At 70.3% G+C, this 21,156-nt stretch carries 13 protein-coding genes; 7 read left to right on the top strand and 6 right to left on the bottom strand.

The window, feature by feature from the left end:
• The first annotated feature begins 95 nt into the window (after window positions 1-95).
• The 4 genes from pbpC (at window position 96) to AB4Z01_RS26740 (ending at window position 5,475) form a co-directional block, all read left to right on the top strand.
• Window positions 96-2,219: a penicillin-binding protein 1C gene (gene pbpC / locus AB4Z01_RS26755; RefSeq protein WP_441698910.1), complete on the top strand. Its 2,124-nt coding sequence runs from the start codon at window positions 96-98 to the stop codon at window positions 2,217-2,219.
• Window positions 2,220-2,347: 128 nt separating this feature from the next.
• Window positions 2,348-2,824: a MarR family winged helix-turn-helix transcriptional regulator gene (locus tag AB4Z01_RS26750; protein WP_441698909.1), complete on the top strand. Its 477-nt coding sequence runs from the start codon at window positions 2,348-2,350 to the stop codon at window positions 2,822-2,824.
• Window position 2,825: 1 nt separating this feature from the next.
• On the top strand, window positions 2,826-3,944 hold the full coding sequence (locus tag AB4Z01_RS26745) for an HlyD family secretion protein (protein ID WP_441698908.1): 1,119 nt from the start codon (window positions 2,826-2,828) through the stop codon (window positions 3,942-3,944).
• 1 nt (window position 3,945) lies between these two features.
• Window positions 3,946-5,475 (top strand): DHA2 family efflux MFS transporter permease subunit, encoded by a 1,530-nt coding sequence (locus AB4Z01_RS26740; protein WP_441698907.1) that lies wholly within the window; start codon window positions 3,946-3,948, stop codon window positions 5,473-5,475.
• 3 nt (window positions 5,476-5,478) lie between these two features.
• Here AB4Z01_RS26740 and AB4Z01_RS26735 read toward each other — a convergent pair whose 3' ends face one another.
• The 3 genes from AB4Z01_RS26735 to AB4Z01_RS26725 are packed head-to-tail and all read right to left on the bottom strand — an operon-like array spanning window position 5,479 to window position 8,980.
• Window positions 5,479-6,105: a macro domain-containing protein gene (locus AB4Z01_RS26735; protein WP_441698906.1), complete on the bottom strand. Its 627-nt coding sequence runs from the start codon at window positions 6,103-6,105 to the stop codon at window positions 5,479-5,481.
• A gap of 7 nt (window positions 6,106-6,112) precedes the next feature.
• Window positions 6,113-8,062, bottom strand: coding sequence for a bifunctional 2',3'-cyclic-nucleotide 2'-phosphodiesterase/3'-nucleotidase (locus AB4Z01_RS26730; protein ID WP_441698905.1), 1,950 nt, complete (start codon window positions 8,060-8,062; stop codon window positions 6,113-6,115).
• Window positions 8,063-8,116: 54 nt separating this feature from the next.
• Window positions 8,117-8,980, bottom strand: a complete 864-nt coding sequence (locus AB4Z01_RS26725; protein WP_441698904.1) for a sigma-70 family RNA polymerase sigma factor — start codon at window positions 8,978-8,980, stop codon at window positions 8,117-8,119.
• 103 nt (window positions 8,981-9,083) lie between these two features.
• On the opposite strand from AB4Z01_RS26725, the gene AB4Z01_RS26720 reads away from it, so the two are divergent.
• A complete protein-coding gene (locus AB4Z01_RS26720; RefSeq protein ID WP_441698903.1) occupies window positions 9,084-9,539 on the top strand; it encodes a carboxymuconolactone decarboxylase family protein in 456 nt (151 codons plus the stop codon).
• A 57-nt stretch (window positions 9,540-9,596) separates the two neighbouring features.
• On the opposite strand, the gene AB4Z01_RS26715 is transcribed toward AB4Z01_RS26720, so the two are convergent.
• The gene (locus tag AB4Z01_RS26715) at window positions 9,597-9,782 is read right to left on the bottom strand and encodes a YegP family protein (RefSeq protein WP_441698902.1); all 186 of its coding nucleotides are present in this window, start codon (window positions 9,780-9,782) and stop codon (window positions 9,597-9,599) included.
• A 261-nt stretch (window positions 9,783-10,043) separates the two neighbouring features.
• A complete protein-coding gene (locus AB4Z01_RS26710) occupies window positions 10,044-11,492 on the bottom strand; it encodes a helix-turn-helix domain-containing protein (protein ID WP_441698901.1) in 1,449 nt (482 codons plus the stop codon).
• A gap of 163 nt (window positions 11,493-11,655) precedes the next feature.
• On the opposite strand from AB4Z01_RS26710, the gene aceA reads away from it, so the two are divergent.
• Window positions 11,656-12,933, top strand: a complete 1,278-nt coding sequence (aceA, locus tag AB4Z01_RS26705) for an isocitrate lyase (RefSeq protein ID WP_441698900.1) — start codon at window positions 11,656-11,658, stop codon at window positions 12,931-12,933.
• A 43-nt stretch (window positions 12,934-12,976) separates the two neighbouring features.
• Window positions 12,977-13,171: a DUF4170 domain-containing protein gene (locus tag AB4Z01_RS26700; RefSeq protein WP_441698899.1), complete on the top strand. Its 195-nt coding sequence runs from the start codon at window positions 12,977-12,979 to the stop codon at window positions 13,169-13,171.
• An 82-nt stretch (window positions 13,172-13,253) separates the two neighbouring features.
• Here AB4Z01_RS26700 and AB4Z01_RS26695 read toward each other — a convergent pair whose 3' ends face one another.
• Window positions 13,254-20,924, bottom strand: coding sequence for a hypothetical protein (locus tag AB4Z01_RS26695; protein WP_441698898.1), 7,671 nt, complete (start codon window positions 20,922-20,924; stop codon window positions 13,254-13,256).
• Window positions 20,925-21,156: the final 232 nt, after the last annotated feature.

The raw sequence follows: 21,156 nt of genomic DNA, 5'->3' as shown, positions 1-21,156 counted from the left end.
CATGGAAATCCATGCATTGCACGGAGCTGCGGCCGGTGCGGCGTTCCTCCTCGCTCCGGCCATGAATCCGCCACCGGCTGCGCTAGAATGGCGGGATGACGACGGCTCGGGGCATTTGGCGAAAGATCGCGATCGGGGCGGGGGCGGGCATCGCCCTCGCCGCGCTGCTCGTCGGCGCGGTGCTGTGGCTCGATGCGCGCTACCCGCCGGTGCTCGACCGCTATCTCGACCGCTCCGCCATCGTGCTCGACAAGGACGGGCAGTTGCTGCGCGCCTTCACCGCCCGCGACGGCAGCTGGCGGCTGCAGGCCACGGTCGACGACGTGTCGCCGCTCTACCTCGCCTTGCTGCAGGCCTATGAGGACAAGCGCTTCCGCCGGCATCTCGGCGTCGATCCGCTGTCGACCGCGCGGGCCTTCGGCCAGATGGTCCGGCATGGCGGCGTCGTCTCCGGCGCCTCGACACTGACCATGCAGGCGGTAAGGCTGCTCGAGCCGCGGCCGCGCACCCTCGGTTCCAAGCTGATCGAGATGGCCCGGGCGCTGCAGCTCGAGGCGCATTACTCGAAAGACGAGATCCTCGGCATCTATCTGACCCTCGCCCCGTTCGGCGGCAATCTCGAAGGCGTGCGCGCCGCCTCCCTGGCCTATTTCGGCAAAGAGCCGAAGCTGCTGACCCCGGGCGAGGCGGCGCTGCTGGTGGCGCTGCCGCAATCGCCCACAAGGCTGCGGCCCGACCGCTTCCCGCAGGCGGCCCGCCACGCCCGCGACCGGGTGCTGATGCGCATCGCCGCCGCCGGGGCGCTGGACCCGCTGGCGGCGCGCGAGGCGACCGAGCAGCCGACCCCCGCGTCCCGGCAGCCGCTGCCGTTCCGGGCGCCACATCTGGCCGAGCGGCTGCTGGCCGAGAATCGCGGCCAGGAGGTGCTGCGCAGCACCATCGACGGCCGCCTGCAGGCGGGGTTGGAGGAGCTGGCCGACCGGTCGCTGCGCGGCCTCGATGCCAGCAGCAACCTGGCGGCGGTGGTGGTCGAAAACGCGACCGGACGGGTGGTCGGCTATCTCGGCTCCGGCACCTTCTTCGAGGAGCGGCGCGACGGCCAGATGGACCTCGCCCGCGCCGTGCGCTCGCCCGGCTCGGCGCTGAAGCCCTTCATCTACGGCATGGGCTTCGAGGACCGCATCATCCTGCCGGAGACGGTGGTGCTGGACCTGCCGATGCGCTTCGGCGACTACGCCCCGACCAATTTCGACCCCGGCTATTCCGGCGAGGTCTCGGTGCGCGAGGCCTTGCAGCGGTCGCTGAACATCCCGGCGGTGCAGATGCTGGACCATGTCGGCCCGGCCCGCTTCGCCGCCCGGCTGCGCCAGGCCGGCGCGCCGCTGCGCTTCGACGATCCCACCGTTCTGCCCAGCCTGGCCGTGGCGCTGGGCGGCGGCGGCACCACGCTGCTCGACCTCGTCCGCCTCTATGCCGGCATTGCCCGCGGCGGTGTCCTGCCGGACCTGGTCTGGCGCGCCGACGCCCCGCCCTCGGGCCAGAACGGGCCGCGCATCCTCGACCCCTCGGCCGCCTGGTACGTCACCGACATCCTGGCCTCGGCGCCGCCGCCGGTGGCGATGGCCGATCCCGGGCTGATGCGCGACGGCCGCCGCATCGCCTTCAAGACCGGCACCTCCTACGGCTTCCGCGACGCCTGGGCGATCGGCTTCGACGCCGAGCACACGATCGGCATCTGGGTCGGCCGGCCGGACGGGTCGCCCAGCCCCGACCGCTTCGGCCGCAACACCGCGGCGCCGCTGCTGTTCCGCGCCTTCGCCCTGCTGCCGCCGCCGGCCCGCGACGTGGTCGGCCCGGCGCCGGCCGGCACGCCGATGGTGCGGGCGGAGGACCTGCCGCCGCGGCTGAAGCGGCTGGCCTCCGGTCCGGTCACGCTGGCGCCGCTGCCGTCCCTGGCCGGGCTCGAGCCGCTGTCGATCGCCTTCCCGGCCGACGGCGCGGCGGTGGAGCGGCCGCGCGACGGCGACCGCTTCGCCTCGCTGTCCCTGGTCGCCATCGGCGGGCGCCGGCCGTTCCTGTGGATGGTCGACGGCAGGCCGATCCCATCCTCGCCGCTGAAGCGCGACGCCGACTGGACACCACCGGGCCCGGGCGCGGCGCAGATCACCGTGATCGACGCGACCGGCGCCACTGCCACTGCCCGGGTATGGCTGCGCTGAGGTAGCCGCCCCGCCGCTGCTGCGCGAATTCCTATCGGCAGCTCTGCGTCCTGGCCATGGATCGGTCCTTTGCACCGGTCGGTCACTAGCCATATAGTAAGTCACCTTACAGTCAGGTCGCTTAGCCCATGAGCGAGATCAAGCCTCTCGTCAGTCTTTACACCCTGATCAAGGATCTCGATCAGCTGCTGCGCCGCCGTTTCGACGAGCGGGTGCGGGCGGCCGGTCTCGAGTTGACCCGGCCGCAGTACCGGGTGCTGATCATGCTCGACCGCAATCCCGGCATCACTCAGGCGCGGCTTGCCGAGCTGCTGGATGTCGAGAAGATGACCGTCACCGGCCTGATCGACCGGATGGAGACCCGCGGCTGGGTCGAGCGCCGGCGGGACCCGAACGACCGGCGCGCCCACGCGCTGCATCTGCTGCCGCCCGCCCGGCCGATCGTCGACCAGCTCGAGGCCCTGATCGCGCAGTGGCAGGACGATTACAGCGCCCGGTTGCCAGCCGATGTCATGGCCCGGCTGATCGGCGACCTGCAGATCCTCAAGTCCAAGCTGACCTGTGACCCCGATGAACCGGCGGCCGATGCCGTCAGGCGGTGTTGAGATGCCGGACGGAAGCAACGACACGGCTCTGAAGCCGTCGCAGCAGGCGAGCGAAGCGCCGATGCCGGCCAGGCCGCGCCGGCGCGGCCTGCGCCTGGTGCTGCTGGCCGGCGTGCCGCTGGTGATCGCGGTGGTGGGCGTCGCCCTCTATGCCATGGGCGGCCGCTACGCCGGCACCGACAACGCCTATGTCCATGCCGACACGGTGTCGATCGCGCCCGAGATCTCGGGCCGGCTGGTCGGCATCGACGTCGCCACCAACCAGCCGGTCCAGGCCGGCCAGGTGCTGTTCCGCATCGACGACCGCGCCCCGCGCTACGCGCTGGAGCAGGCCGAGGCCGACATGCGCCAGGCCGCCTTCGACTTCCAGGGCATCAAGGCCAATCTGGTGGAGCAGCAGGCGGTGCTGGACCAGTCCCGCACCACTCAGGACTACCGCCAGAAGGACCATGACCGCATCGCCGCGCTGGCCAAGAACGGCAACGCCTCGCAATCGGCCTTCGACGACACCCGCCAGGCGCTCGATGTGGCGAAGAGCAATGTCGACGTCGCTCAGTCGCAGATCGGCATGACCCTGGCCAAGCTGGGCGGCAACCCCGACCTGACGCTGGACCAGTACCCGCCCTACCGCCAGGCCCAGGCGCGGCGCGACCAGGCGCAGCTCGACCTCGACCACACCCAGGTCAAGGCGCCGTTCCCCGGCATCGCCGCCAAGGCCGATGCGGTGCTGCCCGGCGCCTATGTCACCGCCGGGTCGCCGGTGCTGGCGATCGTCCGCTCCGACAAGGTCTGGATCGACGCCAACCTGAACGAGACCGACCTGACCAACGTCAGGACCGGTCAGCCGGTCGAGGTCACGGTCGACACCTATCCGGGCGTCACCTGGACCGGCCGCGTCGACAGCCTCAGCCCGGCCAGCGGCGCCGAGTTCTCGCTGCTGCCGCCGCAGAATTCCAGCGGCAACTGGGTGAAGGTGACCCAGCGCATTCCGGTCCGCGTCCTGGTCGACACCGCCGGCAAGCCGCAGCTGCGCGCGGGCATGAGCACCGAGGTCGCGATCGACACCGGCCATGCCCGCGGCCTGCCCTTCCTCGGAGGCACGGCGTTCGGAGCGCAGTGAGATGGCAGCCCCCGGCGACAGCATCCCCCATCGCGGGATGATCACGGTCTGCGTGATGCTGGCCACCATCATGCAGGCGCTGGACACCACCATCGCCAACATCGCGCTGCCCTACATGCAGGGCAATCTCGGCGCCAACCAGGACCAGATCAACTGGGTCCTGACCTCCTACATCGTGGCCGCGGCGATCATGACGCCGGTCACCGGCGCGCTGGTCAGCCGGATCGGCCGCAAGAACCTGTTCGTGATCTCGGTGGTCGGCTTCGTCGGCGCCTCGGTGCTGTGCGGCCTGGCCCAGAACGTCACCGAGATCGTCGGCTTCCGGCTGCTGCAGGGCGTGTTCGGCGCGCCCCTGGTGCCGCTGTCCCAGGCCACGGTGATCGACATCAACCCGCCGGAGCGGCGCGGCCAGGCCATGGCGATCTGGGGCGTCGGCGTCATGGTCGGGCCGATCCTGGGCCCCGTGCTCGGCGGCTGGCTGACCGACCACTATTCCTGGCGCTGGGTGTTCTACATCAATGTGCCGATCGGCGCCCTGGCGCTGGCCGGCGTGCTGATCTTCATGCCGGACACCGGCAAGCAGGCGGCCAAGCGCTTCGACTGGCTCGGCTTCGCCTTCCTCAGCCTCGGCATCGGCGCGCTGCAGATGATGCTCGACCGCGGCCAGGACCAGGACTGGTTCAACTCGCTCGAGATCATCATCGAGCTGGTGCTGGCGGCGCTCGGCTTCTACCTCTTCGTCGTCCATCTGCTGACGGCGGAGGCGCCCTTCGTCCGGCCGGCGCTGTTCACCGACCGCAACTTCGTGGTCGCCATGGTGGTGATGGCCATCGTCGGGTCGCTGTACTACTCGATCATGGCCCTGGCGACGCCGTTCCTGCAAACCATGCTGGGCTATCCAGTGGTCACCGCCGGGCTGGTGATGGGGCCGCGCGGCATCGGCACCATGGTGGCGATGCTGGCGGTCGGCCGGCTGATCGGCAAGGTCGACACCCGCCTCCTGCTGCTGCTGGGCCTGGGCATGATCATCGGCTCGCTGTGGCGGATGACCGGCTACACCCTCGACATCTCCTCGACCGAGTTCATGATCGATGGGCTGGTGCAGGGTGCCGGGCTGGGCTTGGTCTTCGTGCCGCTCTCGACCATGGCCTTCTCGACCCTGCCGCGGCTGTATCTCGACGAGGGCGCCGGCATCTACAGCGTGTCGCGCAACCTCGGCAGCGCGATCGGCATCTCGGTCGTCACCGCGCTGCTGACCCGCAACATCCAGACCAACCACCAGCTGCTGGGCGAGCACGTCACCGCCTTCAGCCCGGCGGTGCAGCAGCTGCCGGACATGATGTCCCCGGGCACCGTGACCGGCCGCGCCATGATCGACCAGATGGTCAACCAGCAGGCGACGCTGATCGCCTATATCGACGATTTCAAGCTGCTGATGGTGCTGGCGATCGCGGCGATCCCGCTGCTGATCCTGCTGCGCAAGCCCAAGCGCGGCACCGCCGCGCCGGCGGTGCAGGTGCACGCGGACTGACGGTCAGTGCTGCAGCCGGGTCGGGCGGTCGGTGTAGAGACGCTGGTTTCGCTCGCCGGCCTCCGCCCAGCTCTTCGGCATGCGGTAGCCCTCCGGCAGGAATTCGTCGACCGCCACCCGCATCTGGCGGGCGCAGATCTCGGCCGGGACGCGGCCGACGCCGGTTCCCATGCCCGGAAAGGCGATGGTGCGCAGGCGGTCCGACAGGCGTTCCCCGGTGGCGAAGGTGCGGTGCCGGGCCAGCAGCAGCACGGCGCGGGTCGCCAGATAGGGAGTGACCGTCTCCGGCCCCAGCACCATCGGCACCCGCATGGTCGGCGCGGCGATCAGGTACGGCTGCGCGGGGTCGCCGGTCTCGACCACCTCGGCGCCGCCGACCAGCAGCTCGCCATGGTGCCGGTCCAGGATCAGGCGGCGGAGCCGGGACTGGACCTCGACCCCGAACCGGTCGAGATACAGCGCATCGATGCCGCCATCCATGAAGCCGAAGCTGTTCGCCGGGCTGACCACGGCGTCGCATGCGATGTCGAAGATCGAGCCGCGATGGACGCCCACATCGGCGACATCCGTGAAGGCCTTTTCCCAGGCATCGGCGAGCCGGTTCTCGGTTGCTGCCAGTACGATCTTCATCGCGTCGTTACCCCGCGAACACCAGCCGGTACTTGGCGAAGCCGTCACCGGCGTCGCCCGCCGGCTCGATGGCCAGGCCGGGCGGTACCGACTGGGCGGCGGCCGGGGCGCCGGGGAAGGTGACGACCACGGTTTTCGGCAGCGGCGCGAAGCTCCAATTGCCGTCGGCGGTCGGGTCGATCCGGCCCTGCTCGTGGATGAAGCGCACCAGCACGTCGCGGTTGGTGTCCGGCGCCTCGACCACGATGTTCTTGCCGTCGAGGCCCGGGAAGCTGCCGCCGCCCCCGGCACGGTAGTTGTTGGTGACGACGACGAACTCCTGCTTTTCGTCGATCGGCTTGCCCTGGAACTGTAGATCGACGATGCGGTGCGAATCCGGCGCCACCAGCTTGCCGTCGCCGTCGTAGCGCGAGGGCTGGGTCAGGTCGATTTTGTAGGTCACCCCATCGATCACGTCGAAATTATAGGACGGGAAGCCGGGGTCGATCAGCGGCTGCTCCTCGGCCTTGGCCGGGTCGATCCGGTTGAAGATGCCGGCCGACCGTTCCAGCCATTCGCGCACGATGGCGCCGGAGACGCGCACCGCCCGCACCGTGTTCGGGTAGAGATACAGGTCGGCGACGTTCTTGATCGCGATCGGCCCGGCCGGGACGCTGGTGTAATAGTCCGGCCCGCCGCGGCCGCCGGCCTTGAACGGAGCCGCGGCGGACAGCAGCGGCAGCCCCGCCGCCGGGGTGCCGGCCAGCAGCGGCGCGACATACCAGAGCTGGGCCTGGCTGACGATCTGCACCGACGGGTCGTCGGCCACCAGGGCGAAATAGCTGGTGATCGGGGCCGAGATCTCGCCCACCGGCTGGCGCACATAGGCCAGGGTGGCGTCATGCTCCGGCTGCGCCGCRGCCAGGATCTCCGGCTTGGATTCGACCAGCGGCGTCACCTTGCGGTCCTTGCGCTGGTAGATCGGCCGCGCCTCGGATTTGAAGGCGGCGACCTTCCAGGCGGCGCCGTCGCGCTCCAGCTCCAGGTCGATGATGCCGAGATGGCTGCCCCAGAACCCGGCCATCACCGCCGGGATGCCGTGCAGCGTGCCGCGCTCGGCGTCGACGCCGTCGATGCCGGCGAAGTCGGGGCCGGGGAACACCAAATGCTGGTGGCCGGTCAGGATCACGTCGATGCCCGGCACCTCGGCCAGGAACAGGGCCGCATTCTCCTCGCCGCCCTCGCGCTTGCCGCCGGCGATGCCGGAATGGCACAGCGCCACCACCAGCTCGGCCCCCGCCTTGCGCAGCTCCGGCACATACCGCTTCGCGGCGTCGACGATGTCGGTGGTGGTGACATGGCCTGCGAGATGGCCCTGGTCCCACTGCATGATCTGCGGCGGCACGAAGCCGATGACGCCGATCTTCACCGGCACCGCGGCGCCGGCATCGTCCTTCAGATTGCGTTCCAGGATCTTGTACGGCGGCAGGTACGGGCTGCCGTCGGTCTTCAGCAGGTTGGCGCAGACCAGGGGGAAATTCGCGCCCTGCATCATCGCCTTGCCGAGATAGTCGAGCCCGTAGTTGAACTCGTGGTTGCCCATGGTGCCGCAGTCATAGGCCAGCAGGTTCATGGCCTTGACGATCGGGTGCACCGCGCCGCCGTCGAGCCCGCGCTGATAGGCGATGTAGTCGCCCATCGGGTTGCCCTGGATCACGTCGCCATTGTCGAACAACAGGACGTTGCCGGCCTCGGCCCGGGCGGCGGCCAGCACCGCGGCGGTGCGGGCCAGGCCCATCGTGTCGTCGCCCTTGTCGCGATAGTAGTCATAGGGGAAGACGGCGACATGCAGGTCCGTCGTCTCCAGGATCCGCAGCTTCAGCGTCGGCGCCGCGGCCCGCAGCACGGCGGGGGCCAGGCCGATCGCGGCGGCGGCGACGCCCGCCTTCAGGGTGGTGCGGCGGGTAAGGTCGGGCATGCGGCGCTCCTGCGGCTGGGACGCCGCAGTCTAGAGCGAAGCCGGCGACGGTTCCTAGAGGATGGCGAGGTCCAGCCGGCGCAGCCGCTCGGGATCGGCGATCGCCTCGATCGCGGTGATCCAGCCGTCTTCGATGGTGAAGCCGAGCGCCAGGAACAGCCGGCCTTGCGGTGCGACCACCGCCCCGACGGCGCCGTCCACCAGCGCCGGCCTGGCGCCGGTGGCGCGGCCCAGGAAGAAGCGGGCGACGGCATCGGCGCCGCGGATCTCGCCTGGCGCCCCCGCCCGCACTGCGGCGGCGTCGGGGCGGACCACGATGCCAGGGTCGAGCACTGCCAGGAGATCCTCGAATCGGCCGCCGCGCGAGGCCGCCAGGAAGGCGTCGACGATCTGGCGCCGGCGCGCGAGGTCGACGTCGGGTGTCCGGGGCGCGCCCTGCACCCGTCGCCGCGCCCGGCTGGCCAGCTGCCGGGTGGTGGCCGGGGTGCGGCCGAGGATCGGCGCGATCTCGTCGAAGGGCAGGTCGAACATGTCATGCAGCACGAAGGCGACGCGCTCGGCCGGGGCCAGGGTCTGCAGCACCACCAGCAGGGCCAGGCCGACCGCATCGGCCATCGCCGCCTCATGCTCGGGATCTGCCTCCGGCCCGGCCGGCAACTCGGGCTCGTCCGGCTCCAGCGGCTCCTCGCGGCGGGACCGGCGGCGGCGCAGATGGTCCAGGCACACCCGCGCCACCACCGTGGTCAGCCAGCCGCCAAGATTGGCCACGCCTTCGACATCGGCGCGGCTCAGCTTCAGCCAGCTCTCCTGCACCGCGTCCTCGGCCTCGCTCAGCGACCCCAGCATGCGGTAGGCGATCGCGCGCAGATGCGGACGGTTGGTCTCGAACTGCCGCGCCAGAAATTTCGTCTCGTCCATCGGTCACACTTTCCGCTGCCGGATCCGTCATGGCCATGACGAACGAGGCCCGGGCCGATGTGACAGGCCGGGCCGGTGCCGTCGCATGCAACGAAGGAGACCGATGATGCAGGCCCGAATGAAGAACCCGGCGCTGGTGCTGCCCGAAGCCCTGCAAGCGCTGACGGCCTTATGGCAGGCGGTGGAGAAGGCCGGCGTGCCTTCTGCGACGATCGACCTCGTCAATCTGCGCACCAGCCAGATCAACGGCTGCAGCGTCTGCGTCGAGGCCGCGTTCACGATGAAGAAGGAGATGACCGATCCGCGGCTCTACGCCGTCACCGCGTGGCGCGACATGCCACATTTCAGCGAGGCCGAGCGCGCCGCCCTGGCGCTCGCCGAGGCGGTGACGCGGATCGGCGAGCGGGGCGACGGCGTGCCCGACGACGTCTGGGCCGAGGCCGCCCGGCACTATGAGGAGAAGGCGCTCGCGGCCCTGATCCTGCAGATCGCGCTGGAGAATGTCTGGAACCGCTTGAACACCGCGGTGCGGCAGCCGGCGGGAACGCCCTGGAGCTGACCGGGCCGGGGCCGCGCACCGGGCGGGGCGTGGGCCGCCGCCGCCCGGCCGCCGTGGTCAGCTGGAGGCGGTGGTGTCGTCGGTCGGCGCGTCCGGGCCGTTCTTCTTGATCGACTCGATCGCGTTCTTGGCTGAGGCCTTGCTGGAGTAGCCCTCGGTCGAGAAGATCGTCTCGGAATTGTACTTGAACCGCACCCGGAACTCGCCGGCCTTGTCCTTGTAGATTTCGAACTTGTGCGCCATGGGTCGTCTCCCCTCCGGGATTGAGACAGTCGCCCGGCAGTTTGATCGCGATATCCCAATATTCGCAAGCCGCTTCGTTGAAGAACGGCAAGGTATTGTACCAATCCCTACTCAGGTCGACTCTCCGCCCCTTCCTCGTCATGGCGAGCGAAGCGCGGCCATCCAGTCGTGCAGCCGGAACGAACTGGACCATCCTGGATGGCCACGCCCCTTCGGGGCTCGCCATGACGGTGAGGACCATGGGTCATCGTCAACGAGGTATTACGCGGCCGGGGTGAACTGATAGGGCGTGGCGCCACGCAAATTCTCGTCCACCGACAGCACATGGTTCAGCGGCGGGAACGCGCGCTGGTCGCAATCCGGCCGTTCGCACAGCCGGCAATGCAGGCCGATCGGCGCCGCCGCCTCGTCCGCCGCCAGATCGATGCCGTCGGCATAGACCAGCTGCGCCGCATGGGCGATCTCGCAGCCCAGCGCCAGGGCGAAGCTCTGCCCCTGCGCGCGGAAGCCGGCGCCGGGCTTGGACACGGTGCGGGCGATGGTGAACCAGCGGCTGCCGTCCGGCAGCTCCGCCAGCTGGGTCTGGACCCGGCCGGGCGAGCGGAAGGCGTCGGGCAGGATCCACAAGGGGCAGGCGCCGCCCATCCGGGCGAAGGCGGAGTTGGTGGCGCCCAGGCGCTTCGACACGTTGCCGGCCTTGTCGCTGCGGATCAGGAAGAAGGGCACGCCCTTGGCGCCCTGGCGCTGCAGCGTCGTCAGGCGGACCGAGACCTGCTCGAACGATGCCTCGAACCGGCTCTGCAGCACCTCGATGTCGTAGCGCAGCGCCGTCGCCGCCCGCCAGAACCGGTCATAGGGCATCATCACCGCCCCGGCCAGGTAGTTGGCCAGGACGATGCGGCCGAGGCGCGACGCCGCGGGGCCGGAGAAGCCGACCGGCGCCACCATCTCGTCCAGCAGCGCCCGGTACTTGATCAGAGCGATCTGAACCGCCAGGTGGAAGCTGCGGCTGGGCAGCGGCAGCATCTCGGACAAGAGGATGCGGCGGCCGTGCCGGTCGTAGCGGCGGCGCACCGGCCCCATCACCTCGACCGGCATCACCTTGACCCGCAGCGTCAGCTCCTCGTCCAGGTAGCGGATCAGCCCCGGGAACAGGGCGCCGGGCTCGATCGCCCCGGCCTGCCAGATCTCCTCCGCCGCCGTCTCCAGCTCCGGGAAATGATGGCCATGCGACTGCACCCAGTCGCGCACCTCGTCCAGCGGTGAGGCGGATTCGGCCAGCGCGCCGTCCGGCGCCGATCGCTGCTCAGCCAGGAGGCGCAGCGTCTCCCGCCCCTCGCGATAGGCCTGGTACAGGGCCAGCACCGCCTCGGCTGCGGCCGGCGCCTGGGCAGCCAGGTCGATGATGTCCTGGCGCTTCAGCCCGGCGGTGCCGGGCCGCGGCGTGGCGAACAGCGGGTCGCCGAACACCTCGCTGAGGCCGCCGACCAGCCGTTCGCCCTCGTCCTCGGCGAAGCTGGCGAGGTCGAGGTCGAAGATCTGGCCCAGCTTCAGCAGGATCTCGACCGTTACCGGCCGCTGGTTGCTCTCGATCAGGTTGAGATAGGAGGCGGAGATGCCCAGCCGCTCCGCCAGCAGGGCCTGGGTGACCTCGCGGTCGCGCCGCAGCCGCCGGATCTTGTGCCCCAGCATCGGCTTGCGCGCCGCCATCGATCTTCTCCGATTTACAAAACAGCCATCAACAAACTTTACAACCTTTCCCTTTCACGCTCAACGCCGCGTTGACGCTGCCTGGAGCGGGACCCAACATCATTCCCATCACCGCAGCGCAGCATGGCGCGCCGCCCGGAATGAAATGAAAAGGATTTACAGGATGGCTCCCCTCGACTCTCCGACCATGATCCGAACCCAGGCCGGCCGGTTCGACGGCATCGTCCGGGACTACGCCCCGGCCGATGTCGACCGGCTGCGCGGATCGGTCCGGATCGAGCACACGCTGGCCAGGCTCGGCGCCGAGCGACTGTGGGAGCTGATGCACAAGCGCGACTTCGTCAACTCGCTCGGCGCCACCAACGGCACCCAGGCGATGCAGCAGGTGCGGGCGGGGCTGGAGGCGATCTACCTGTCCGGCTGGCAGGTCGCGGCCGACGCCAACACCGCCGGCCAGATGTATCCGGACCAGAGCCTGTACCCGGCGGATTCGGTGCCGGAGGCGGTGAAGAAGATCAACCGCACGCTGCAGCGCGCCGACCAGATCGAGCATGCCGAGGGCGGCGCCAAACGGCACTGGTTCGCGCCGATCGTGGCCGATGCCGAGGCCGGCTTCGGCGGGCCGCTGAACGCCTTCGAGCTGATGAAGGCGATGATCGAGGCCGGCGCCGCCGGCGTGCATTTCGAGGACCAGCTGGCGTCGGAGAAGAAATGCGGCCATCTCGGCGGCAAGGTGCTGGTGCCGATGCGCAGCTTCATCCGCACTCTCAATGCCGCCCGCCTCGCCGCCGACGTGATGGACGTGCCGACCGTGCTGCTGGCCCGCACCGACGCCGAAAGCGCCAAGCTGATCACCAGCGACATCGACGAGCGCGACCATCCCTTCATCGACCGCGCGACCCGCACCGAGGAAGGCTTCCATCCGATCAAACCGGAGAACCGGATGGAATACTGCATCGCCCGCGGCCTGGCCTTCGCGCCCTATGCCGACCTGCTGTGGATGGAGACCTCGAAGCCCGATCTCGGCCAGGCCAGGCGCTTCGCCGAGGGCATCCACCGGCAGTTCCCGGGCAAGCTCCTGTCCTATAACTGCTCGCCCAGCTTCAACTGGAAGGCCAATCTGGACGACGCCACCATCGCCAAGTTCCAGCGCGAGCTGGGGGCCATGGGCTACAAGTTCCAGTTCATCACCCTGGCCGGCTTCCACAGCTTGAACTTCGCCACCTTCGAGCTCGCGCGTGGCTACAAGGAGCGGCAGATGGCCGCCTATTCCGAGCTGCAGCAGGCGGAGTTCGCGGCCGAGGCCCAGGGCTACACCGCGACCAAGCACCAGCGCGAGGTCGGCACCGGCTATTTCGATGCCGTCAGCCTCGCCATCTCCGGCGGCAAGGCCTCGACCACCGCGCTCCGCGAATCGACCGAAGCCGCCCAGTTCCATTGATCATCTGCGCCCGCCAAAGAGCGCCCCGACGGAGGATAGGACCATGACGAACCGCTTCTGGATCATCGGTGGCGAATACGCCGACACCCGCTTCGACCGGCTGGTCGGCGGCACCGAGAGCCTGCAGGGCCCATTCGACAACTACGACGAGGCGCTGCACGCCTGGCGGCAGCTGGCCTCGGCCACCACCAGCAACGCGCATCAGCGCTACACCATCGCGCATGAGGGGGCTCGCTGAGATCGTGCCAGACGGCCGCCTGGCGCAAGGGCCGGCACCGGGGGGCGTTTCGCCTTCCCGGGCGGCGACGTCCCGCCGGCCGTCACGCCTCGCGCCGGCCCTCCATGTCCTCGCGCATCCGGTGCAGATGGGCGTCGACGATCGGTTCCTCATGCGCCGCCGGCTGGGGCACGGCCAGTGACTCCAGGCTATAGGACTGCAGGCTGCCGATAGCCGCCTCGATGTGACGGATCGCCGCCGAGGCCGCGCCCTCGGCGGCGTCGGCATTCACACCTTCCAGCGCCCGGTGGGCCTGCTCGAGACGATGGATCGCGGTTCCGACCTGGGGGTTGAGGGACGGCTCGGCCTCTGCGCCGGCGCTGCCCGGAGACCCGGCCATGAGTCGCAGGAGCCTGACGATCTCCGGAAGCCAGGCACGGGCTTCGTTCATGTCACGCTCGATGTCGTCTCTCAGCTGCTGCTCATAGGGCTTGGCGTCACGATCCGCACGCAGAGCATAGGCCCGGTTCCCGGCCGCCTGCAGCTTGCCGACGAGGGTGGCGAAGTCACCCTGCGACAGCTCGGCCTTCTGCTGTCCCAGCAGCCTGATGACCGCCCACACCTGATAGCTGAGCTGGACCAGCAGGCTCGGGCCCGTGTCCGGCGCAGGGCGGTGGAGCGGCTGAGCGGCGCCATCCTCCGGGTCCGGTCTCGGCCCGGGCGCGGGATGGCTGAACTCCGAAGGTTCCGGCACGACCGAAGCCCATAAATTGCGCAGGGACGTGAGATAGGCACGGCTCTGGGGCGCCAGGCTGTCCAGATCCACCGGGCGGTTGAAGCGGGTGTTCCACAGCAGGTCGCGCAGGTCCCGGCTCAGCCGCAGCAGCTGCAGCTGTGCGGAGAACTGTCCCTCCCAGCTCTGCGGCCAGGCGAAAACGCGTGCAAGGTGCTCGCGCACCGCGGCGACCTGGCCCCGCAGCCGGGCCATGTCCGCCGCGGCCAGGCCGTTCGGCGGAACCGGCTGGCCCGATGCGGCCAGCTCCTGGAGGTGACGCCCCGACCGGTCGAGTTCGAGATCGAAGGCCTGCAGTAGCGCCTCGCCCTTGGCCAGCCGGTCCATCCGGCCGATGGGGCCGCCGGCCAGGCGGTCGAGCCGCGCGATCGTCCAGCGGATCGCCTCATCCGCAACCCTGGCGGCCACGGCGTGGCCGTCCTCCACGGTCGGACGTCCGGTGAAGACGTGGCCTAGGCCTTGGACCAGGTCGCGGAAATGATCGCGCACCCGGCCGAACTGCTGCACCTTGCCATGCAGGTCCTGGGTCGAGCGGGGCAGCTCGCGCAGGCCCTGGTTGAGGTCGTAATAGGCTTGGCCCGGCGTCGTCATATCGATGCCGGGGGGCAGCGCGCCGGAGGCCAGTCCTGCCGTGACAGGGCGGGATGACGCGGCCTGCAGGGCCAGGCGGGCCCGGTCCAGGAACGCCCGCCGCGTGTCGTCGATCTCCCGCTGTTCCGCGTCGAGGCGCTGCTGCTCCTGCAACAACGCGTCATGGGCCTGCCGCGATCGCAGCTTCATCGGACGGGCGACCACCGGGCGCGGGTAATGCGTCTCACGGGCTCCGTCGAGTTTCGGCGCCCGCAATCCATAGTAGGCGTAGAGGACCGGCCGGTCCTCGCCGACGGGCAGCTCCGTCCCGCCGCGCCGGGCCAGCTCGTCCAGCACGCGCAGCTTCCGCTCGGCGTCGTACAGCTCGATCTCGGCCCGCGTCGCCGCCGGCCGGCCGCCGATCCAACCCACGGGCGGGCGGGGCTCCTCAGCCACCGGCACCGTCGTCTCCCCGTCCCGGCGACGCACCATGTCGGTCAGACGGCCGACGAGCGCCACGTCGATCCAGTCCTTCAGGAGGCCATCGCCGCCGCCGGAAGTGCGGGCCAGGTTCGAGGTTACGTCGATCAGCTCCAGCTGCAGGGCACGGGCCTGGTCGGCCAGGGCTCGCAGCGCGGGGCGTTCCGGTTCCGGGGCATCCCAGGCGCGCATCTTCAGCGCGGCCAGATCCGACAGCACGGCACGGACTGCCTTGATATCCGCGCGGTCCCGGGCGGTCGCCAGCGTCGCCAGGTGGTCGTCGATCGTGGTCCATATCGGGTCGGATGCGGGCGATGGCGGCGCATCCCTGGAGACCTTGGGTGTTCCGGCGTCGACATCGTCCGTCGGCCGCGGCAGCGCCGCTGCCCCGCCGCCGGGCGGAACGGTCGGGGGCTTCGGATCCGTGCGCCGCACGCCCCCGCCCGGCAGGCCGTCATCGGGCGGCGTTTCGCCCGGGCTCGGGGGGAGCTCGCCGGCCGACCTGTCGGAGGCGAGCTTCTGCCGATGGGCATCGATCAGCTGATCGACATAGTGGATGGTCCGCCTGAACTGCTTCTGCTTCGACGTTTCCCGCGGCCCGATTTTGTCATCCCGGGACAGCTGGCCGTAATCCCACAGCTTGAATGCGCCGGTCTGCCGATCCACCAGGAACTCGATGTCGGAGATGTAGAGCCTTTGCTGCGCGAGATCGTGCAGGAACGCCCTGGTCGCGACGAGGCTGGACAGCCCGGCTTCGGTGAAATCGGAGCTGTCGAATTGCCAGAGCATGGTGCCGACCCCATCGAGATCGACCGTTCCCACAAGGGATCGCAATGTTCGGTCGCTGGCGGCATGGAGATCGGTGACGAAGGCCGATTTTCCGTGGATCCGAACGACGCCGAGCACGTCGACGACATGAGGCGCCCCCAGCGCCTTCAAGCGCTGTGTGATGTCGAGATAGTATTGCGGGTCGTTGAAAGGGGTTTCGACCTCGTTGGTCTCGTCGCGGAAGACCACGGTCGCTTTGTCGTGCAGCCTGAACGCCGTCTTGAAGCCGCCGACCCCCAGCATCTCGCCCAGCACATCTTCCGGCGCGACTGCCCGGCGGCCGCCCTGGTCATCGACCAGGACGATCGTCCCGTCGTCCTGCAGGGCGAGGCCTCCCTGAGGGGCCCCCACGGGTCGGGGCTTCGCGACCTCCCACGGGCCGGGCCCGGTCTGCGTGGGCATCAGGATCTCAACGCCGGTGATATCCGCGAGCCCCTGGACCTGCCGCCGCGCCGCCTCGTCCCGCGGGTCGATGTTCGCCGCGAAGGAGCGGCGCTGGTATCGCCAGTCCTTGAACAGCTCGTCATTGACCAGGACCTGGTGCGGGCTCAGGCCTTCAAACGGCCTGAAGTCGATGACAGGGACCTGCTCCAGCCCGCGGTCCCGCGCATAGGCCCTGGGCGACGCATGCAGTTCGGGCTCCGATGCCGCCCCCGGTTCGGGCTTCTGCATACCGCCGGACGGAAGGGCCGGTCCGGCCTCGTCGCCGGATGGCTCGCGCAGGTTGGCGCCGCCGCCCGGCGGCACGGTCGGGCGGGGCGACGGGTCCGGGGCGATGCCACCTCCTGGCGGATCGCCTCCGTCGTCCGGTCCGTCATCGTCATCGGGCCGGCCGTTGCCTTCGACCTCACGGCCGGCCGGCGCCTGCGGCAACTCCCGGTCTCGGGCCGCCTTCGCCTCGGCCACCCCGCGCAGCTGCCGGATATCCTCCAGCTGCGACGGCGACGGTTTGACGCCGAACCGGACACCGCCCACGTCCCAGAGGGCGAAGCTGCCATCCAGCCCGGCCATCAGCTCCATGTCACCGAAGCGGACGCCCTTCTCGATCATCAGCCTTTCGATCAGCGCCAGGCTGTCGACGCTGCGCTGGCTCAGCCGGGAATCGTCCAGGATCTCGCCGTCGTATTCGATCTCGTGGCTGCTCTTCCACTGCAGGTCCGCGACCATGGCCGACCTGCCGTGGATGCGCGTCAGCCCGAGAACCCGGACCGTGGGGAACCCTTCCTCCTCCAGCCTGGCGAGATCCCGCATCTCCTCGAAGAGCGGCAGCGCATTGCCGTCCCGCTGCACCAGCACGATCTTGTCGCCGACCCGGAAGACGGTCTTGAAGGCGCCGGATCCGATGCGAGGGCCGAGCGCGTCGTGCAGCGCGATCGGCCGCCGCTGCCCGTCCGGGCCGATTTCGAACGCGTCCGGCCCCTCGAATTCGATCGTCCTGTCTTCCGCCGGGGCGGTCGGTTCCACCACCTTCCAGCCCGTCTCCCCATGCGGCACGATCACGTCGGACTGCGCGACATAGGCAAGTCTCGACGCGAAGGCATCGAGCTCCGGGCCCGCCGCCGCGGACGGCAGGACAATGGGCTGAGGGCTGGCCCATTCATCGCCGAGATCCGCGCCGAGAAACAGCTCGTGCACACCGGCGCGGGTTCCGTCGCTCAGAATTGCGCGACCGTCGCCATCGATGCCGAGGATGTCCGGATGCTGGTGGGCGGTCATCTCCCGCGTCTCGAGCACCCGGCCGAGATTGATCTGGCGGGTCAGCGCGCGTGCCTCGTCCGGCGAGACGTCGAGCCCGGCAGACAGCATTCCGGTCTGGTCGGGCGCGTCCGTCTCGCGATCCCGGCCGGCCGCGGTCGGATCCCCTGCGGCAGTGGCCATCGCGTCGATCTGGTCGAGCGCGGAGGACAGCGCCGGATACGGGTCCGCCGACGCCCGGCCCGGCGATGGCCTCGCCAGGATGTGTTCGGGGTCGGACAGATAGATCTGCCCGTCGAAGCCGATCAGGTACTCGGGATCGTTGAGGCTCTCGCGCTCCTCCGCCTCCAGGCCCAGCAGCTTCTCCCGATGCGCGCGGAGATCGGCAAGGCTCCGCTCGTTCAAGACGGCGGCCAGCTCGGGTTTGACGGATCCGTCCTTTCCGCGAATGCCCAGGCTGCTGCCGGCGTGGAGGTCGTAGACGATGCCGTCATGACCCAGAGCCCGGGTGATGCCGTCATGCGGCACGACCTTGAACCCCTTGCCCTGCCATTTGGCCAGCGCCGTCACCTCATGGTCGAGATGCTCTCGACCCATGCCGGGCTGCAGCAGGCCGATCGCCTTGTTCCGGCCGAGGCGGAACAGAACCTTCGCGCTGCCGCCGCCGATCCGCTCGTACAGGTGATCCTCGATCTTCGCCTCGACCCACTGTCCTTCCTCATCCCGCGCGAACAGCTGCCCGTCGCGAAACTCCAGCTCCGCGCCACGGGGCAGGGGTTGTGGCGAGGACAGCAGCCAGCGTCCCTCGCCGGCCGGGTTGATACTGTCGCGGCCCATGCGCAGCTCGAAATCGGGCGCCAGGACGTTGATCCCGAGGATGCTGGACAGGCGCGGGGCGAACTCCTGTCCGGCGAAATCGGCCGCGAGCAGGATCGGCCGGTCCTCGTCCCGGTGGAATTCAAGGCGCAGCGCCAGATCGTGGGGCGTCAGCTCGTTGTCATCGCGGTCGAGGATCGTCCCGTCCTCGGTTCCCATCGCGTGGATCGTGAAGGCGTCCTCCCCGCCCGCCTTCGGCGTCGGGATCGTGAGCCGGTCCAGCGGCGGTCCCATCAGGCTGTACTGCACCCGCTGCTTCGGCAGCCGGTTCCAGGGCACGTTCTGGGGCGTTCCAGCCACAGGCTTCGGCTGTCCGCCCAGCGCGGGCGGAATCCGGGAGGCGTGGTCGTCGCCGGACGGGACCGGCGCGTCCGGGTCGCGTCCGCCGGCGCTCAGATCCTGTGGCTTCGGACGGGCCGCCCGTTCGGCCAGCCTGGCCCGGATCGCCGGAAGCAGGGCGGCGGCTGCTGCCTCCTGCTCCCGCGTCGGCGGCGCGCCGCGGCCGAACTGCATCGCGCTCATGCCGAGCAGATCGCCTTCGGTGAGGCGGGGATCGGCCGTCGGCGGTCCCGGATGTTCCGCCGATCGGTCCCGGGCCGATTCCCGGTCCGCCGGAGCCGACTCCGGCTCCTGCCCCGCCGGCCGGCTGGCCCGCTGAGCCCGCTCCCAGATCGTCGCCGCGTGTCCGGCGAAGGCTTCGCCATAGGTCGTGCCGGCCACGTCGCGGGGCTGGGTCCGGAACAGCTCGCCCATCTCGACGGCGGCCTGCTCCCGGGTCAGCTCGCCGGCCTTGTACCGGGCGAACACCTCCCGGTCGGCACTGTGCCGCGCCACCTGGGGCGGCAGGCGCCCGTGATTCCGGCGCAGCTCGTCGCTGACGATATACTCGGTCAGCCGCGCATAGCCCTCCTCGGTCAGCTCGGCACGGACATGGGCCTCGATGAATGCCTCCTGGCTGTCGAAGTCCCGCGGCGAGGGCGATCGTCCCTCATACTCGGCATGGGCCAGCTCATGCGCGAAGTTGCGGGTCATCTCCGGGATGAAATAGGCCTCGCCGCCGGGGAAATCCTTCAGCAGACCGCGCAGCACGCTCGGGTCGAGCGAGATCAGCTCCAGCCTCCGGGTGTAGGAGGCGATGGTGAACTGCTGGTCGTGCGCCAGCACGGCGAGATCCGGGTGTGCGGCGTTGATCAGGCGAACCCGATGCTGGTCGGCGAGCTGGATCAGCCGCATCAGCTCCGGTGACCGGGCGCACTGGTCGACCAGGTCGGCGATCGACATCTCCGGCATGCGCAGCGACTGGGGCGCAATGCGTTCGAAGATGGCGGTGGCGATCTGACGGTTGTGCGCGATCGCCGCGGCGCTCAACTCGGTCGGACCACGCGTCGGAGCGGCCGCATCGTCGCCCGAGGCGCGGCCGACGGGGTCTCCGCCGCCCACGGCCGGTGGGGCCGCGGCCCGGTCCATGTCGAGCTCGACCGGCGCCGCGGCGCGGCCGGTGGACCGCCGGAAGGCCAGCGGGGTGACAATGCCGTCGTCCTGGCCGGCCTGCTCGTCCTCCGGCTGGTCGCGGCGCGGGTCGCGGCCGCGGCGGTGGCCGTCGCGCTGCACCGGCTCGATCGCGTCGAGCGACCGGCCGTCCGCCGCATCGGCCTCGCGGGCCAGCTTCGCCCGGATGCCGCGTTCGAGGTCGTCCAGCATCTCGACGCCGAGGCGGTCGCCTCTGGTGCGTCCGGAAACGCGGGGATCGGCGGTGTCGACAAGGGCGATGCCGCCGTCGCGCATCACCACCAGGGCGAAGCGCTCGACCGGAATCGGCCGTCCGGTGGCCGGGTCGACCGGCCGGCCGGCCAGCACCTCCCGGATCTGGCGGATCGAGGCCAGGCTGGCGGCGTTGAACACGCTGTCATCCAGCATCGCATTCCGGCCGCCGGTCGGGGTGATCAGGTCGCGAAGGGCCACCGCGTTGCCGTCGTAGATCACCGCCGGCCGCTGAAACACCGAGGCCGCCTCGCCGGCGGCAAGCACCGGCAGGCCGGCGGCCCRGGCGGCGGCCGCATCCGAGGCCCGGACGGGCGCGGCGTCCGGCGCATCGGCACCAGCGCGCGGGAGCGCCACCACCTTGTCGTAGACGGCGAAGGCGATCAGGCGCGGGCCGGCATCGACCCGCCGGCCGAGATGCTCGCCGATCTCGATCTCGGCGCGGCTGCCGTCGGCCTCGACCAGAAAGGCCCGGCCCTCCGCCACCTGCAGGGTCCGCGTCAGTGGCGCGGTGGGCGCGGGCGTGACCCGCAGCAACTGCGGCTCGCCCGCAACCCGGCCGCTCGGCGGGTGCAGCACGTCGACGCCGGCTGCATCGGCGATTTTCCTGGCGAAGGCGGCGGTAAGCGGGCTCGGCTCCTGGACGTCGAGGACGACATGGGCATTCCGCCAGCCTTCGGGGCCGCGATCATGCTGCATCACCAGGTCGTGCGCGCCGACGATCCGGCCCGTCGTGGTGACGGCGCGGGACTCGTCGAGCAGCCGGGCCACGCGGATCTTGATCGGGGTGCCGGCCGCGGACCGGGGCGCCGGGTTCGCGACGTCCCTGCTGGCCGGAACCGGCCGGGCGTCGGTCGCTGCGCGGCTGCCGGCCGCCGGGGCGTCGGACGCGATCGGCCGGCTGGGCGGGAGGATCGCCGCAGGGTCCGGGGTTACCTGACGCGGGCCGGCGGCGGACTTGGCCGACGCGGCAGCGGCGGTGTCCGGCGCCTCGGCCTGGCCC

Origin of the sequence: Inquilinus sp. YAF38 (assembly GCF_052113205.1) — a bacterium.
In the GTDB taxonomy this organism is placed as follows: domain Bacteria; phylum Pseudomonadota; class Alphaproteobacteria; order DSM-16000; family Inquilinaceae; genus Inquilinus.
This window is presented reverse-complemented; position numbering and strand designations above follow the sequence as displayed.